13 protein-coding genes and 1 tRNA gene are annotated in these 14,922 nt (G+C 73.6%); 5 read left to right on the forward strand and 9 right to left on the reverse strand.

Annotated features, from left to right (window positions below):
• Positions 1-7: 7 nt before the first annotated feature.
• The 4 genes from J1792_RS03035 to J1792_RS03050 all read right to left on the reverse strand — a co-directional run bounded on the left by J1792_RS03035 (position 8) and on the right by J1792_RS03050 (position 3,686).
• Complete coding sequence (locus J1792_RS03035; protein WP_207246628.1) at positions 8-238, reverse strand: hypothetical protein; 231 nt, start codon at positions 236-238, stop codon at positions 8-10.
• A 78-nt stretch (positions 239-316) separates the two neighbouring features.
• Positions 317-1,201, reverse strand: coding sequence for an SDR family oxidoreductase (locus J1792_RS03040; RefSeq protein ID WP_207246629.1), 885 nt, complete (start codon positions 1,199-1,201; stop codon positions 317-319).
• Positions 1,198-2,718, reverse strand: a complete 1,521-nt coding sequence (locus J1792_RS03045) for a flavin-containing monooxygenase (RefSeq protein WP_086567737.1) — start codon at positions 2,716-2,718, stop codon at positions 1,198-1,200. The genes J1792_RS03040 and J1792_RS03045 overlap by 4 nt, the downstream gene beginning before the upstream one ends.
• Positions 2,719-2,888: 170 nt before the next feature.
• On the reverse strand, positions 2,889-3,686 hold the full coding sequence (locus J1792_RS03050; protein WP_086567735.1) for an exodeoxyribonuclease III: 798 nt from the start codon (positions 3,684-3,686) through the stop codon (positions 2,889-2,891).
• Positions 3,687-3,753: 67 nt separating this feature from the next.
• Here J1792_RS03050 and J1792_RS03055 point away from each other — a divergent pair, with 67 nt between their 5' ends.
• A complete protein-coding gene (locus J1792_RS03055; RefSeq protein WP_086567734.1) occupies positions 3,754-4,248 on the forward strand; it encodes a GNAT family N-acetyltransferase in 495 nt (164 codons plus the stop codon).
• Positions 4,249-4,274: 26 nt separating this feature from the next.
• Here the strand turns inward: J1792_RS03055 and J1792_RS03060 are convergent, their stop codons facing one another.
• Genes J1792_RS03060 through J1792_RS03070 form a run of 3 tightly spaced genes read right to left on the reverse strand, consistent with a single transcriptional unit; the run spans position 4,275 to position 6,531 of the window.
• Entirely contained in the window at positions 4,275-4,778 is a 504-nt protein-coding gene (locus J1792_RS03060) for a hypothetical protein (protein ID WP_086567732.1), read from the reverse strand.
• 37 nt (positions 4,779-4,815) lie between these two features.
• Positions 4,816-6,045: a sensor histidine kinase gene (locus J1792_RS03065; protein WP_086567731.1), complete on the reverse strand. Its 1,230-nt coding sequence runs from the start codon at positions 6,043-6,045 to the stop codon at positions 4,816-4,818.
• A 30-nt stretch (positions 6,046-6,075) separates the two neighbouring features.
• The gene (locus J1792_RS03070; protein WP_143587591.1) at positions 6,076-6,531 is read right to left on the reverse strand and encodes a hypothetical protein; all 456 of its coding nucleotides are present in this window, start codon (positions 6,529-6,531) and stop codon (positions 6,076-6,078) included.
• Between the two features lie 267 nt (positions 6,532-6,798).
• On the opposite strand from J1792_RS03070, the gene J1792_RS03075 reads away from it, so the two are divergent.
• Positions 6,799-8,979 carry an alpha-N-acetylglucosaminidase gene (locus tag J1792_RS03075; RefSeq protein ID WP_207246630.1) on the forward strand — a complete coding sequence of 727 codons (2,181 nt, stop codon included), beginning with the start codon at positions 6,799-6,801 and terminating at the stop codon, positions 8,977-8,979.
• Positions 8,980-9,062: 83 nt separating this feature from the next.
• On the opposite strand, the gene J1792_RS03080 is transcribed toward J1792_RS03075, so the two are convergent.
• A complete protein-coding gene (locus J1792_RS03080) occupies positions 9,063-10,538 on the reverse strand; it encodes a hypothetical protein (RefSeq protein WP_086567726.1) in 1,476 nt (491 codons plus the stop codon).
• Positions 10,539-10,777: 239 nt separating this feature from the next.
• Here J1792_RS03080 and J1792_RS03085 point away from each other — a divergent pair.
• Positions 10,778-10,871 (forward strand) — tRNA-OTHER (locus J1792_RS03085).
• A gap of 72 nt (positions 10,872-10,943) precedes the next feature.
• Here the strand turns inward: J1792_RS03085 and J1792_RS03090 are convergent.
• Entirely contained in the window at positions 10,944-12,197 is a 1,254-nt protein-coding gene (locus J1792_RS03090) for an MFS transporter (protein WP_207246631.1), read from the reverse strand.
• Positions 12,198-12,410: 213 nt separating this feature from the next.
• Between J1792_RS03090 and J1792_RS03095 the strand changes: the two genes are divergently transcribed.
• The gene (locus tag J1792_RS03095) at positions 12,411-13,679 is read left to right on the forward strand and encodes a beta-ketoacyl-[acyl-carrier-protein] synthase family protein (protein WP_086567723.1); all 1,269 of its coding nucleotides are present in this window, start codon (positions 12,411-12,413) and stop codon (positions 13,677-13,679) included.
• Entirely contained in the window at positions 13,676-14,893 is a 1,218-nt protein-coding gene (locus tag J1792_RS03100; RefSeq protein WP_086567721.1) for a ketosynthase chain-length factor, read from the forward strand. The genes J1792_RS03095 and J1792_RS03100 overlap by 4 nt, the downstream gene beginning before the upstream one ends.
• Positions 14,894-14,922 lie beyond the last annotated feature (29 nt).

Here is a 14,922-nt window from a genome sequence, read left to right on the forward strand (position 1 = left end):
GAGCGACTCAGAGACGGTCGTCCAGGTCGTCCTGGATGTCGTCGATGGAGCCCTGGCGGCCCTGCTGTTGCTGCCGGAGGCGCTCCTGCTCCTGCTGGCTCTTCTGCTGGCCCTTCTGCTGGCCCTGCTGCACCTTCTGCTGGGCCTGCTGCCCCTTCTGCTGCGCCTGCTGCTTGGTCTGCTCGGCCTTCTGCTTGGCCTTCTGCGCCTTGTTCTGCATCTCGTCCTTGATGCCCATGCGTGTTCACTCCTAGGGGAGATCGGGGAATCGGGGCCGCGATCAGCCTCACACGCCGGGACGAACCGCGCATTTCGATCAGTGACGCTCCGTGCTCGCTCCCGCGTCGGCGGCCCCGCCCGCCCCCACCAGGCCCACGCGCACCCCGCCCAGACGAGGTTCCACGCGCCGCATCTCGCGCGGGCCGCCCAGGGCGACGAGGCCCGGCAGCGCTCCCCGCAGCGGCTGCATCGCGCGCAGCCAGGACTGGGCGTAGACATGCGCCGAGCGCCGCTCGATGCCCGCCACCAGCCGGTCCACGGCCGGGCCCGCCGGATAGGTGCGGTTGGCCGGCCACGGCAGCCGCCGGCGCATCTCGCGCATCACCTCGAACTCGTCGGCGCCGCGCACCATGTCCGTGTCGGTCCAGCTCAGATACCCGACCCCGACCCGTACGCCCTTGTGCGCGACCTCGGCGCGCAGGCTGTGCGCGTACGCCTCGACGCCCGCCTTGGACGCGCAGTACGCCGTCATCATCGGCGCGGGGGCGAGGGCGGCCAGCGAGGCGATCTGGAGGAGGTAGCCGCGGCTCTCGGACAGCACGGGCAGAAAGGCGCGGCCGGTGACGGCGCTGCCGACGAGGTTGACCTCGATGACGCGGCGCCATGCGGCGAGGTCCGACTCCGCGAGCGGACCGCCGGTGGCCACGCCCGCGTTGGCGACGACGACGTCCACCTTGCCGAACCGGTCCTTCACCTCGCCCGCCACGCGCTCCATCGCCTCGTGGTCGGTGACGTCGGCGTGCCAGTGGGCGGTGTCGGAGCGCAGCGTCCCCGCGACCCGGCGCAGTTCGTCCGGCTCGAGCCCCACCAGCGCCACGCTCGCCCCGCGCGCGGACAGCTTGCGGGCCAGTAACTCCCCTACGCCGCGGGCCGCCCCGGTGACGACGGCGACCTGGCCGGCGAGGCTCGTACGGGGCCTCATCGCGTCGCCTCCTTCGCGGCGGCCGGCGCCCGTCGCGCTCCGGGCAGCCGCATGATCTGGTACTCGGCGAGGTCCAGCCGCCGGGTCTCCTTGCGGAACTCGGACGTCGTGCCGGGCCAGAGCGTGGTGTTGCGACCGTTCGCGTCCAGGTACCAGCTGCTGCAGCCGGTGCTCCACACCGTCCGCTCCATGCGCTGCTGGACCCTGCGGTTCCAGGCGCGGACGGCCGAGGGGCGGGCGTCGAGGGCGGCCCGGCCGCCGAGGGTGTCGAGCTGGCGGAGGAAGTCGGCCAGGTAGTTCAGCTGGGCCTCGATGATGAGGATCATCGAGCTGTTCCCCAGCCCGGTGTTGGGGCCCACGACGGTGAGGAAGTTGGGGAAGCCGGCGGCGCTGGCGCCGCGCAGGGCCGCCATGCCGTCCTTCCACTCCTCGGCCAGCGTGGTGCCCTCCACGCCCGTGATGCGGTCGGCGATCGGCAGGTCGGTGACGTGGAAGCCGGTGCCGAAGACGATGGCGTCCGCCTCGGCCTCGGTGCCGTCGGCGGCCACGAGCGTGGAGCCGCGCACCGCGGCGAGGCCGGAGGCGACCACGTCGACGTTGGGGCGGGTGAGCGCGGGGTAGTAGTCGTTGGACAGCAGGATGCGCTTGCAGCCGATGCGGTAGTCGGGCGTGAGCCGGGCGCGCAGGGCGGGGTCCTTGACGGCCTTGCGCAGATGGGATCTGGCGGTGCTCTCCACCAGCCGCAGCCGGTCCGGCCACTTGGTGAAGAGCCCGACCTGCAGCTCCCGGATGCCCCACACGGTGCCCCGGCGCAGCGCGGCGGTGGCGGGCACCTTCGCGTGCAGCCACTGCTCGGCGGCGGTGATCCTGCGGTCGGAGCGCGGCAGGACCCAGGGCGGGGTGCGCTGGAAGAGCGTGAGCCGGCGGACGTCCGGCTGGATGGCGGGCACGATCTGGATGGCGGAGGCGCCGGTGCCGATCACGGCGACGCGCTTGCCGCGCAGGTCGTAGTCGTGGTCCCAGCGGGCGGAGTGGAAGACCTTGCCGGGGAAGCCGTCGATGCCGGGCACGTCGGGGACGCTGGGGTCGGACAGCGCGCCGGTGGCGGAGACGACGACGTCGGCGGTCCAGCCGGGGCCGTCGGCGGTGGCGACCTCCCAGCGCAGCTCGTCGGCGTCCCAGCGCAGGGCGGTGACCTCGCAGTTCAGCCGCAGGTGCGGCCGCAGGCGGAAGGTGTCCACGATGTGCTCGAGGTAGCCGCGGATGGCGGACTGGCCGGAGAAGGTGCGCGGCCACTCGGGGTTGGGGGCGAAGGAGAAGGAGTACAGGTGGGAGGGGACGTCGCAGGTGCAGCCGGGGTAGGTGTTGTCCCGCCAGGTCCCGCCGACGGCGCCGGCGCGTTCCAGGACCACGAAGTCGGTGACGCCCTCGCGGCGCAACCGCACGGCCGCCCCCAGCCCTCCGAACCCGGAACCGATCACCGCCACGCGTACGTGCTGACGCTCATGCTCGGCCATGCCGCAGCCTCCCGGTCGACACACTCGACACAACGGTGCCAGCGATTACTGGCACAGTGGCGAGCGTAGGGGAGAGGCCTACCGGCCGTACATGGTTGTGGACAACGGGAGTTACCGCGGGTCGCACCTCCGGGGGCCGGGAGTCTGCCGGGGCCCCGGAAGGGTGAGCGCTACGCGCCGAAGACCGCCGTGACGGGGGCGTGGTCGCTCCAGCGCTCCGTGTGGGTGGCGGCGCGCTCCACGCGGGCCTTGAGGGCGCGGTCGGCGAGGCCGGGGGTGGCGGCGAGGTAGTCGATGCGCCAGCCGGAGTCGTTGTCGAAGGCGCGGCCGCGGTAGGACCACCAGGAGTAGGGGCCCGGGGCGCCCGGGTGGAGGGCGCGGACGACGTCCACGTACTCCGTGAAGACCTTGGTCAGCCACTCCCGCTCCTCGGGGAGGAAGCCGGCGCTCTTGCGGTTGGCCTTCCAGTTCTTCAGGTCGGCCTCGGTGTGGGCGATGTTCCAGTCGCCGCAGACCAGCACCTCGCGGCCGTCGGCCGCGGCCCGGGCCTTGAGGTCGACGAGGTAGGGGAGGAACTCCGCCATGAAGCGTTCCTTCTCGTCCTGGCGCTCCGTGCCGACCTCGCCCGAGGGCAGGTAGAGGCTGGCCACCGTCACGCCCGGCAGGTCGATCTCGGCGTACCGGCCGCTGCCGTCGAACTCAGCCGAGCCGAATCCCACGCGCACCGCGTCCGGCTCGCGCCGGGAGTAGAGCGAGACGCCCGCCCGGCCCTTGGCCGCCGCCGGGGCGTGCACCACGTGCCAGCCCTCGGGCTCGCGCACCTCGTCGGGCAGCTGGTGGGCCTCGGCGCGGACTTCCTGCAGGCAGACGACGTCGGCCTCGGTCGCGGCCAGCCACTCCACGAAGCCCTTCTTGGCGGCGGCGCGCAGTCCGTTCACATTTGCGGTGGTTACGGTCAGGTTCGACATTCCCGGCACGATACCCACTCCCGAAAACCGGTGCCGACCACCGGCTCCCCGACCCTACGCTGCCGTCATGAGGATCTTGCCTGTCCCCGTTGATCATCCGGACGCCGCAAAGCTCGATGACCAGGTGCAATCGGAGTACCTCGAGCGCTACGGCGACACCGATCTCGCCCCTATGGACCCCGCGCAGTTCGCCCCGCCGCGTGGCCTGTATCTCATCGCCTACGGCCCCGACGGCACGCCTTTGGCGTCCGGCGGCTGGCGGTCGATGGAGCGAGACGATGAAAGAGGTGAGGAGTACGCGGACGGCGACGCCGAGGTGAAGCGGATGTTCGTGGTCCGCGAGGCGCGCGGCCAGGGGCTGGCCCGGCGGATCCTGGCGGCGCTGGAGGACAGCGCGCGGGCGGCGGGCCGTACGCGCATGGTGCTGTCGACCGGGGACCGGCAGCCGGAGGCGATAGCCCTGTACCGCTCCAGCGGCTACGAGCCCGCCGTGCCGAAGTTCGGGTTCTACCGCACCTACGACTCCAGCCTCTGCTTCGCCAAGCCGCTCACCGGCGGCTGAGCGGCTGAGGGGCCGGCGGGCGCGGCCTACGAAGCTCCGCCGTGTCCCGCGATGGCCGCCTCGACCTCCTCGCGGATCTTCTCCGCCGGGTAGCGGCGCACCTCGCCGTACGGCGCGAACGCACCGTCCGCCACCGCGTGGTCCTCCTCGCGGACCTCGGCCATCAGCACCGTGCTGCCCGGCGGCACCTCCGCCGCCAGCATCTCCAGGGCGGCGTTGGAGGCGGTGGCCCGGCGGGCGTCGTGGGCGCCGCCGATCAGGCCGCCCGCGCCGAAGCCGACCAGCACGCCGAGCGGGCCCCCGAGGATGCCCAGCAGCCCGCCGAGCAGGCCGCCCATGGCGAAGGCCGTGGCCGTGCCGGTGTTGTCGACGGCGTCGGGGAAGTCCAGGACGCCTTCCGCGTCCCGTGCGATCACCGCGCCCTCGCGCAGGGTCAGGCCGCCGTCGGTGTGCGCCTGGCGCAGGGCGTCCAGGGCGCGGTGGCCCTTGTCGGCCGAGGACACGGACAGGAAGAGGATGTTGTCGTTCATGGCATCCACTCTTGTGCCCCGGCCCGTGCCCCGCACCTCAGCCGCCGCCCTCCGGCGGAGCCGGCCGCACCGCGTCCCGCAGGTCCAGCGTCGCCTCCGCTCCCCCGTCCCGGAGGTTGGCGAAGGTCAGCCGGGCGCCCAGCACCCGGGCCTGGCCCTGGGCGATCGTCAGCCCCAGGCCGAGGCCCGCTCCCGAGCCCGTGCGGAAGCGCTGCGGGCCGCCGGCGAGCAGGTGCCCGGGGAAGCCGGGCCCTTGGTCGCGGACCCGTATGACGCCGTCCTCAACCTCGGCGACGACGGGCCCGGCGCCGTGCCGGAAGGCGTTGGTGACGAGGTTGGCCAGTATCCGCTCCACGCGCCGGGCGTCCGTCTCCACCAGGCAGTCGCCGGTGATCCGCACCTCCGCCGTCTCCTGCCCGTCGCCGGCCGCCGCCCGCACCGCCCGCCGGGTCAGCTCGCCCAGCGCCCGTACGTCCGTCTCGGCGCGCTCGTCGGCGCCGTCGAGGCGGGCCACCTCCAGGACGTCCTCCACCAGCGACCGCACCCGCTGGGCGCGTTCGCGGACCATCTCGGCGGGGCGGCCCGGCGGCAGCAGCTCGGCGGCCGCGACCAGCCCGGCGACAGGGGTGCGCAGTTCGTGGGCGATGTTGGCGGTGACCTCGCGCTCGGCCTGGAGGCGGGCGGCGAGGGAGTCGGCCATCGTGTTGACGGCGTGGGTCAGCCGGGCGATCTCGTCCTTGCCGCCGCGCGGCCGCAGCCGGGCGACGAGGTCGCCGCCGGCGATGCGCTCGGCGGTGCGCGCGGAGGCGTTGAGGCGGCGGCCGGCCACGGTCGCCAGGCCCACCCCGACGACGCCGGCGAGCGCGGTGCCCACGCCGCCGGCCAGCCAGAGGTCCTCGTCGAGGCCCTGGAGGTTGCGGGTCTGGCGGAGGTAGGAGTGCTTGAGCACGACGATGTCGTCGCGGACCTTCGTCGCCGCCCACAGGACGGGCTCGGGGCCCGAGCGGTCCAGGTAGGTGGCGCGCTTTCCCTGCTCGGCGGCCCGGCGCAGGGGCGCGGGCAGGCGGTAGGGGTTGAGGATCACGCGGGGGCGGTCGACGCCGGCGGCGTGGTCCTCGGCGGCCGAGACCAGGCGCTGGTCGAGGGCGTCGCGCGCGGTCTCGAGCTGGTTGACGGCGGTGCGGTGGTGGACGACGAGGCCGATGAGGACGGCGACCAGCGCGGCGGTGGCGGTGATCGCCACCCCGATCTTCGTGCGCAGTCCCATGGGCCCGTCTTCTCCTCGGCTGCGGCGCTGCTAGCGCTGGGGGACGAAGAGCCGCAGGTCGCGCAGCTCGCGGTGCTGTTCGGGCGGGAGCCCGTCGGCCACGACCTCGGCCCGGCCGTAGTAGGCGGAACGGTCCTTCCGGACCAGGCCGGCGAGCGTGACCCTGGCCTGGTAGGGGGTGGCGCGGCAGGCGGGCAGGCACCAGTTGCCGGACACCTCGCCGGTGGCCTCGGCGGTCGGCCCGCCCCAGGTGCGCCAGCGCAGGCCGGTCAGCCGGACGGAGTCGCCGATCACGAAGGACGCCGGGCGGCGCAGCGGGGGTTGACCGGGCCCCTCCACGACCTGGACCGGCCCGGCGGTGGGGGCGGCGGTCTGCGCGGGACCGGCGACCTTGAGCCCGCCCGGGTCGGCGCAGCCGCACAGCAGCCCGTTCAGCAGGCCGGCGGTCAGGGCCACGGCGCCGAGTGCCGCGTTCAGTGGTCGCACGGGATTCCTCATGCTGTCGGGACGCGGGACGGACGGGGCAGGGCGGTCTGACGGGGCGAACGGGCCGTACGAACGGGGCAGGTCGGGCAGGACGGGGCGGGCCTAGCAGGCCCCGAGCGGCCCGTGGGGCCATTCGTGCCAAATGTAACCGGCGTGGCTGGTTCGACGCCCGTGCCCTTGACCGATTCCCTTCGCCGGCTCATAGGATCTGCGCGCTCACGTGGTCCGGTCCAGCCAGTCGCTCCCGCGTCACGGTGGAGGTCACCCATGCACATCGCCCGTCGCACGCTCCTCGGCGCCCTCGCCGGCTCCGCCGCACTCGGGACCGCGGGCGTGTCCGCCGCGGGGGCCGCGCCGGCCCCGGCGGGCGCGGCCGCCGCGCTGGCCCGCCTGTTGCCCCGGCACCACGGACAGGTCACCTTCCGTACCGTTCCCCGCCGGGGCGGCCGGGACGCCTTCCGGGTGTCGGGAGAGGCCGGCCGGATCACCGTCGAGGGCACCACCCCGGCCGTCCAGCTCACCGGCTTCCACCGGTACCTGCGGCAGGTCGCGCACGCCCACTTCTCCTGGAGCGGCACCCAGACCGGCCGCCTCCCCGACCGCCTCCCCGCCGTCGGCGCCCCGCTGGCCGGGACCTCCAACGCCGTCCACCGCTTCGCGCTCAACGACACCAACGACGGCTACACCGGCCCGTACCACGGCTGGGACTACTGGGAACGCGAGATCGACGTCCTGGCCCTGCACGGCTTCAACGAGGTGCTCGTCTACGCCGGAGCCGACGCCGTCTACCACCGCACCTTTATCGAACATGGTTACAGCGACGCCGAAGTGCGCCGGTGGGTTCCCGGCCCCGCCCACCAGCCGTGGTGGCTGCTGCAGAACATGGCGTCCTACGGCGGGCCCGTCTCCCGGGAGCTCCTCGACCGCCGCACCGACCTCGCGCGCAAGATCGTGCGCCGGCTGCGCGAGCTGGGCATGACGCCCGTACTGCCCGGCTACTACGGCACCGTCCCGCCCGGCTTCCCCGAGCGCAACAAGGGCGCCCGCGTCATCCCCCAGGGCGACTGGGGCGGCTTCCCCCGCCCCGACTGGCTCGACCCGCGCACCCCCCACTTCGCCGCCGTCGCCCGCACCTTCTACCGCGTGCAGCGAGAGCTCTACGGCGCGAGCCCGATGTACAAGATGGACCTGCTGCACGAGGGCGGCAACCCCGGCGACGTGCCCGTCGGCGACGCCGCCCGCGCCGTGGAGAAGGCGCTGCGCACCGCCCACCCCGGCGCGACCTGGGCCATCCTGGGCTGGCAGGAGAACCCCAAGCGGGCCATCATCGACGCCGTCGACCGCTCGCGGATGCTCATCCTCGACGGCGTCTCCGACCACTACTCCAAGGTCACCGACCGCGAGGCGGACTGGGCCGGCACGCCGTACGCCTTCGGCACCATCTGGAACTTCGGCGGCCACACCGCCCTGGGCGCCAACGCCCCCGACTGGGCGCGGCTGTACGACCGGTGGAGAACCAAGCCGGGCAGCGCCCTGCGCGGCATCGCCCTCATGCCCGAGGCCGCCGACAACAACCCCGCCGCCCTCGCCCTCTTCTCCGACCTGGCCTGGACGGACGGGCCCGTCGACCTCAAGGGCTGGTTCGAGCGGTGGCCCGTCCAGCGCTACGGCGGTACGGACGCCGACGCCGTGCGCGCCTGGGACGTGCTGCGCCGCACCGCGTACGGCACCTCGCGGGAGGACGGCTGGAGCGAGCAGGCCGACGGCCTCTTCGGCGCCCGTCCCGACCTGGCCGTGAACCGCGCCGCCGCCTGGTCGCCGCGAAAACTGCGCTACGACGCGGCCGAGTTCGACAAGGCGCTGCCCGCGCTCCTGGCGGTCGCCCCCGCGCTGCGCGACAGCTCCGCCTACCGCTACGACCTGCTGGACGTCGCCCGGCAGTGCGTGGCCAACCGCAGCCGGCTGCTGCTGCCGCGCCTCAAGGCGGCGTACGACGCCGGGGAGCGGGACCGCTTCGGGGAGCTGGCGGACCAGTGGATGGAGTGGATGGCCCTGCTCGAGCAGGTGGTGGCCACCGACGAGCGGCACCTGCTGGGCCGCTGGCTCGCCGACGCCCGCGCCTGGGGCTCCACCGCCGACGAACGCGAGCGGCTGCAGGCCGACGCGCTCTCCCTGCTGACGGTCTGGGGCCCGCGCGCCTCCGCCGACGGCGGCAAGCTGCACGACTACGCCAACCGCGAGTGGTCCGGGCTGGTCGGCGGCCTCTACCGGCTGCGCTGGAAGACGTACTTCACGGCGCTGGACGAGGCCCTGGAGAACGGCCGCGCGCCCCGGCCGGTCGACTGGTTCGCGCTGGAGGACCGCTGGACCCGGCAGCCGCCGGCCGTACGGACGCGGCCGGCCGGGGACCTCGTGCGGATCGCCCGCATGGTGGCGTCCCGGCTGTAGTCCCGGCCGAGGACTTCCTCTGAATAACGCGAACGCCGGGCGGGCCGTGGCCCGTCCGGCGTCCTCGTGATGCGTGGCGTGGCCTAGGAGGCCGCGGCCTTCTTCTTGGGGGCGACACCGTTCTTCGGCGTGCTCACGCTGCCCTCGCCGCCCGCGAGCTTCCACTCGTGGTGGTAGAGGTCCAGCGGGATGCGCCGCTCGAACAGCGGCGTACCGAAGATCTTCAGGTGCGCCGACAGCGCACCGGTGAGGTCCACGCCGCCGTACGCCGCCCACTTGCCGGAGGCCGAGGCCTTGCCGTCGCTGGACGCGGTGGCGCTGGCCTCGCCCTCGGCCCGCAGGTAGGGGGCGAGGTCGGCGCTCACGCCCACCGCGCCGTACAGCCCGACGGACGCCTCGGTGCCGAGGGACGCCTTGACCTTGCCGGAGGCGGAGGCCGTGGCGCGCACCGGGCTGACCTCGGAGTTCGCCTTGCTGATGCCCGTCCAGCCCTTGCCCCAGCTGTAGGAGCCGCCGACGGTGAAGTCGCCCTTCATCTCCTGCTTGACGTCGACGCTGAGCTTGCCCTCGGCGTCGACCTGCAGGTAGCAGGTGAGGTCGAGGTTGATGACGACCGGCACGGGCCCGACCTGGAGGACCGGGTCCGCGTGCAGCTTGGCGAAGGGCAGCCGCAGCGGCTTGTCCGCCGTGGTGGCCTTCGCCTCGCCCTTGAGCTCCCAGGCCGAGGACCAGTTGCCGTTCAGGGCCAGCGACGCGGTGCCGGGGCCGCCGCTCGAGCCGGTGCCCTTGCCGTTGTAGGAGAAGTCCACCTCGGGGGCCAGCTGGACGAAGCCGGAGGCCGAGGCCTCGGCCGAGACCGGGGAGCCCTCGGGGGTGGGGATGGAGGCGCCGACGTCCAGGCGGAGGTTGCCCAGGGGCACCTTGGCGCCCTTGGGGCCGGCGTGGATGCCGTCGGGCTTGGTCCAGGAGACCTGGACGCCCTTCATCAGCGGCACGACCTTGACGGCCGAGGGGTCCACGGGGACCTTGCCCTTGGCCTCGGAGTCGCCGAGCAGCGCGTCCAGGGTGGCCGGGGCCGTGTTGACCTCGGTGCCCTTGTCCGTGGCGCCGACCACCTTGGTGACCTTGGCCAGGACGCCGTGGGGAGCGCCGGGCGCGGGCGCGCTGGCGATGACGTCGCCGACGGCGACGCCCTCCCGCGCGGACTGCGACGGCTTGGGCGCGACGCCCTTGTCCGGCTTCTTCTTGCCGGCCGCGGGCGCGGCGGCGATGACGGCCTTGCCGCTCTTCTGGTCGAACGAGGCGACCTTCAGCGACGACTTGGCCGCCTTGACGCCCGTCCCCTTGTCGGCGCGGGCCACCGCGCTCGGGGCACCGGCCCCGGCCGGCGCTGCCGCGACGGCGAGCCCCGGGTCCGTGGGCGCGGCGGTGGCGGCGACCGGTTCGGCGTCGGTCGCCTTACCGGCGGCGGAGGAGCCGCCCGACGAGCAGGCGGTGACGGCCAGCAGGGACGCGGCGGTCAGTGCAGGTAAAACGGCATACCTGGTGGTTCTGCGCAAAGTTGAGTCCTTGTGTGCGTGAGGTGGGGGCGGTACGGGGGGAGTTGGCACCCGTGGACCGCATCACACGGCAGAGATACTCGCGGTAGCGATTCGCATGATCGTGTCATGACCCGACATGTCCGCAGAACCGTTTCTCCGGAGCTAAACGATGATCTGGATCACAATGGGCGGTAGGTCTGGACCACCCCGCGTGTCAGCGCCGCGTCAGCGCCCCCTGGCAGTGTTGTCCACGTCAAGGAGAGGTACTCGAAGCGGCCCAACGAGGTCCGGAAGCTCTTCCGGTCGGGGTGATCGCACCACCCCTCGCAGGTTCGAATCCTGCCCTCTCCGCCGGAAAGCGTCGAAGGGCGGCCCGCACAGGCGGGCCGCCCTTCGACGCGTCGGTGCTACGGGCCCGGAGGCCTAAGCCCCCGTCCTCCCCGTGGCGTTCCGCTCGCGAGGGGCCCCGGCGCCCTCCGGGGCGGCCTCCTCCCGCGCGGGGCGCCGCCAGGCGAGCGCGACGGTGACGGAGACCGCGAGGGCGACGGCGGCCGCGGCGAGGTAGACCGTGTCCAGGCCCTCGCCGGCCAGCGGCTGGGCGGCGACGGGCGAGAGGAACTGGCCCAGGAACATGGCGGCCGTGATCCCGCTGAGGGTGCGGCCGCGCACCTCGGCCGGCGTCCGCGCCACCAGCCAGGTGTTCAAGTGCGGGACGAGCAGCCCCACTCCGGTGCCGATCAGGGCCAGGCCCGCCAGGACGACGGGCACGCCGGGCGCGAAGCCGATCAGCGCGGCGCCCGCGCCCAGGACGGCGAAGACGACCGCGGCCAGGGCCGCCTCGCGCCGGCCCCGGGCGATGCGCCCGTAGTTGGCCGAGACGGTCGCCTGCACCGCGCTCATCGAGGCGAGGATCAGACCGCTGCCGACCGCCCCGACGCCCGCCAGGTCGGCCAGGTGGAAGGGGAGCTGGGTGGGGACCGTGTAGAACACGGCCTGGCCCACGAAGGCCAGCGCGAAGATGGCGAGGGCGGCGCCCGGCAGCGCCCGGCCGCCCGTGGTCCCCGCCCGCCGGACCGGGGGCTCGGCCCGGGCCGGCTCCTTGACGACCAGCGCGACCAGGGCGGCCAGCGGCAGGGCCGCCAGGTAGACCGCGAAGGGGCCCCGCCAGTCGAGGCCGGCCAGCAGCCCGCCGACCGAGAGGAACACCACGCCGCCCATCCCCATGGCCCCGGCCTGCAGGCCGAGCACCCGGGAGCGCTCGGGGCCGGAGTACAGGTCGGCCACCAGCGCCGTGGCCGCCGTCATCACCCCGGCCACCGCGAGGCCGAGCAGCACCCGGCCGGCCAGGATGGCGTAGACGTCGCCCAGCACCAGGCCCGAGCCGCCCGCCAGACCGTAGAGCACCACCGAGCCGACGAGGACGGGCTTGCGGCCCGCCCGGTCCACCAGGAGTCCGGCCACCGGCGCGCCCACCGCGATCGCCAGGGCGGGCACGGTGAGGACCAGGCGGACCAGGAAGGTGATGTCGTCGACGTCCGCGAAGTGCCGCCGCATGGCGGGCAGCGCGGGCGAGATCGTCGCGCCGGCCATCACCGTCAGCATGCTCACCAGCAGCAGCGTGACCAGGACCGGCCGGGCCGGTGCGGCCGGTGCGCCGGGGTGGGGGCGGTCGGTCATCGTGCGCTCCGTCCTTGGGGGTTGGCACGCGAAGTGGACCGCCGCCGGCTCGAGCGCCGGTGGAGCGTTCACGGGGTCCGCGGGCGTCCCCGACTGCCCGAGGCGGCTTCGAGCAGTGCTCGAGCATCCGGCCGCAGCCTGCAATGACGTAAGTCCCGGTGTGCAGAGGCGAAAGGACAGAACAGCGATGTTCTCTACAAACGCGGGCCAGATATGACCCGGCGCGTGGTGATTACCGGAATCGGCGTGCGCGCCCCCGGCGGGAACGGAACAAAGGCGTTCTGGGACCTGCTGTCGAACGGCCGTACCGCCACACGGAACATCTCCTTCTTCGACGCATCGCAGTTCCGGTCCCGGATCGCCGGCGAGGTCGACTTCGATGCGGTCGCCGAGGGATTCAGCCCGCGCGAGATCCGTCGCATGGACCGGGCGACCCAGTTCGCCGTGGCCTGCACCCGCGACGCGCTCGCGGACAGCGGGCTCGACCTGGGCTCCGTCGACCCGCACCGGGTCGGCGTGAGCCTGGGCAGCGCCGTCGCCTCGGCGACGAGCCTGGAGAACGAGTACCTGGTGATGTCGGACGCGGGCAAGTCCTGGGAGGTCGACCCGGCCTACCTGTCGCCGCACATGTTCGACTACCTCAGCCCCGGCGTCATGCCGGCCGAGGTGGCCTGGGAGGTCGGCGCCGAGGGCCCCGTGACGATGGTGTCCGACGGCTGCACCTCCGGCCTGGACTCGGTCGGGTACGCCGTCCAGCTGATCCGCGAGGGCACGGTCGACACCGTCGTCGCCGGCGCCGCGGACACCCCCGTCTCGCCGATCGTGGTCGCCTGCTTCGACGCGATCAAGGCGACGACGACGCGCAACGACGACCCCGCGCACGCCTCCCGGCCCTTCGACGGCACCCGCAACGGGTTCGTCCTCGCCGAGGGCGCGGCCATGTTCGTGCTCGAGGAGTACGAGGCGGCCAAGAAGCGCGGCGCGCACATCTACGCGGAGGTCGGCGGCTACGCCACCCGCTGCAACGCCCACCACATGACCGGTCTGCGCAAGGACGGCCGCGAGATGGCCGAGGCGATCCGGGTGTCCCTCGACGAGGCCCGCCTCGACGGCACCACGATCGACTACATCAACGCGCACGGCTCGGGCACCAAGCAGAACGACCGCCACGAGACGGCCGCGTTCAAGCGCAGCCTGGGCGACCACGCCTACAACGTCCCGGTGAGCTCCATCAAGTCGATGGTGGGCCACTCGCTGGGCGCCATCGGTTCCGTCGAGATCGCCGCCTCGCTGCTGGCGATCGAGCACAACGTCGTGCCGCCGACGGCCAACCTGCACACCCCCGACCCCGAGTGCGACCTGGACTACGTGCCGCTGACCGCGCGCGAGCAGCGCGTCGACACGGTCCTCACCGTGGGCAGCGGGTTCGGCGGTTTCCAGAGCGCGATGGTCCTGCACCGCCCGGAGGTGGCTTCCGTATGAGCACCGTCATCACTGGCATCGGCGCGGTCACGCCCAACGGCCTGGGCGCCGAGGAGTTCTGGAAGGCCACCCTGGCCGGCCACAACGCCGTCAAGGAGCTGACCGGCTTCGACGTCTCGAAGTACGCCTCCCGGCTGGCCGGGCAGATCACGGACTACGACGCCAAGGCGCACCTGCCCAGCCGGCTGCTGCCGCAGACCGACGTCTCCACCCGCTACGCCCTGACGGCGGCCGCGTGGGCGCTGGAGAACGCGGGCGTCACCGAGGAGACGCTGCCCGACTACGACATGGGCACGGTCACCTCCAACGCCCTGGGCGGCTTCGAGTTCACCCACCAGGAGTTCAACAAGCTCTGGTCCAAGGGCTCGGAGTTCGTCAGCGTCTACGAGTCGTTCGCCTGGTTCTACGCCGTCAACACCGGCCAGATCTCCATCCGCCACAAGCTGCGCGGCCCCAGCGCAGCGCTGGTGGGCGAGCAGGCGGGCGGCCTGGACGCCATCGGTCACGCCCGGCGCACCGTGCGGCGCGGCACCAAGCTGGTGGTCTCCGGCGGCGTCGACGCGGCGTTCGACCCGTGGGGCTGGGCCTCCCAGCTGGCGGGCGGCCTGGTCAGCACGGTCGCCGACCCCGAGGCCGCGTATCTGCCGTTCGACGAGCGGGCCGCGGGCTATGTGCCCGGCGAGGGCGGGGCGATCCTCATCGCCGAGGACTCCGCCTCCGCGCTCGAGCGCGGCGCGCCGCAGATCTACGGCGAGATCGCCGGCTACGCCTCCACGTTCGACCCCAAGCCGGAGTCCGGCCGGGAGCCGGGCCTGCGCCGGGCCGCCGAACTCGCCATCGAGGACGCGGGCCTGGTGCCCGCCGACATCGACGTGGTGTTCGCCGACGCCTCCGGCCTGCCGGACAAGGACCGCGAGGAGGCCGCGGCGCTGCGCGCGATCTTCGGCGTGCGCGGGGTGGCGGTGACCGCCCCCAAGGCGCTGACCGGCCGCATGTACGCCGGCGGCGGCCCCGCCGACCTGGTGGCGGCGCTGCTGTCGATCCGCGACGGCGTCGTCCCCGCCAGCGGCCACTCCTCGCGGATCCCCGAGGAGTACGGCATCGACCTGGTGGTCGGCGAGCCGCGCACGAAGCCCGTCGGGGCCGCCCTGGTGCTGGCCCGCGGCCGCTGGGGCTTCAACTCCGCGGTCGTCGTGACCCGGCACAGCAACTGACATCCCGCACTTCCACAGGAGAGACCCTC

Source organism: Streptomyces triculaminicus (genome assembly GCF_017349075.1).
GTDB classification, from domain to species: Bacteria; Actinomycetota; Actinomycetes; order Streptomycetales; family Streptomycetaceae; genus Streptomyces; species Streptomyces triculaminicus.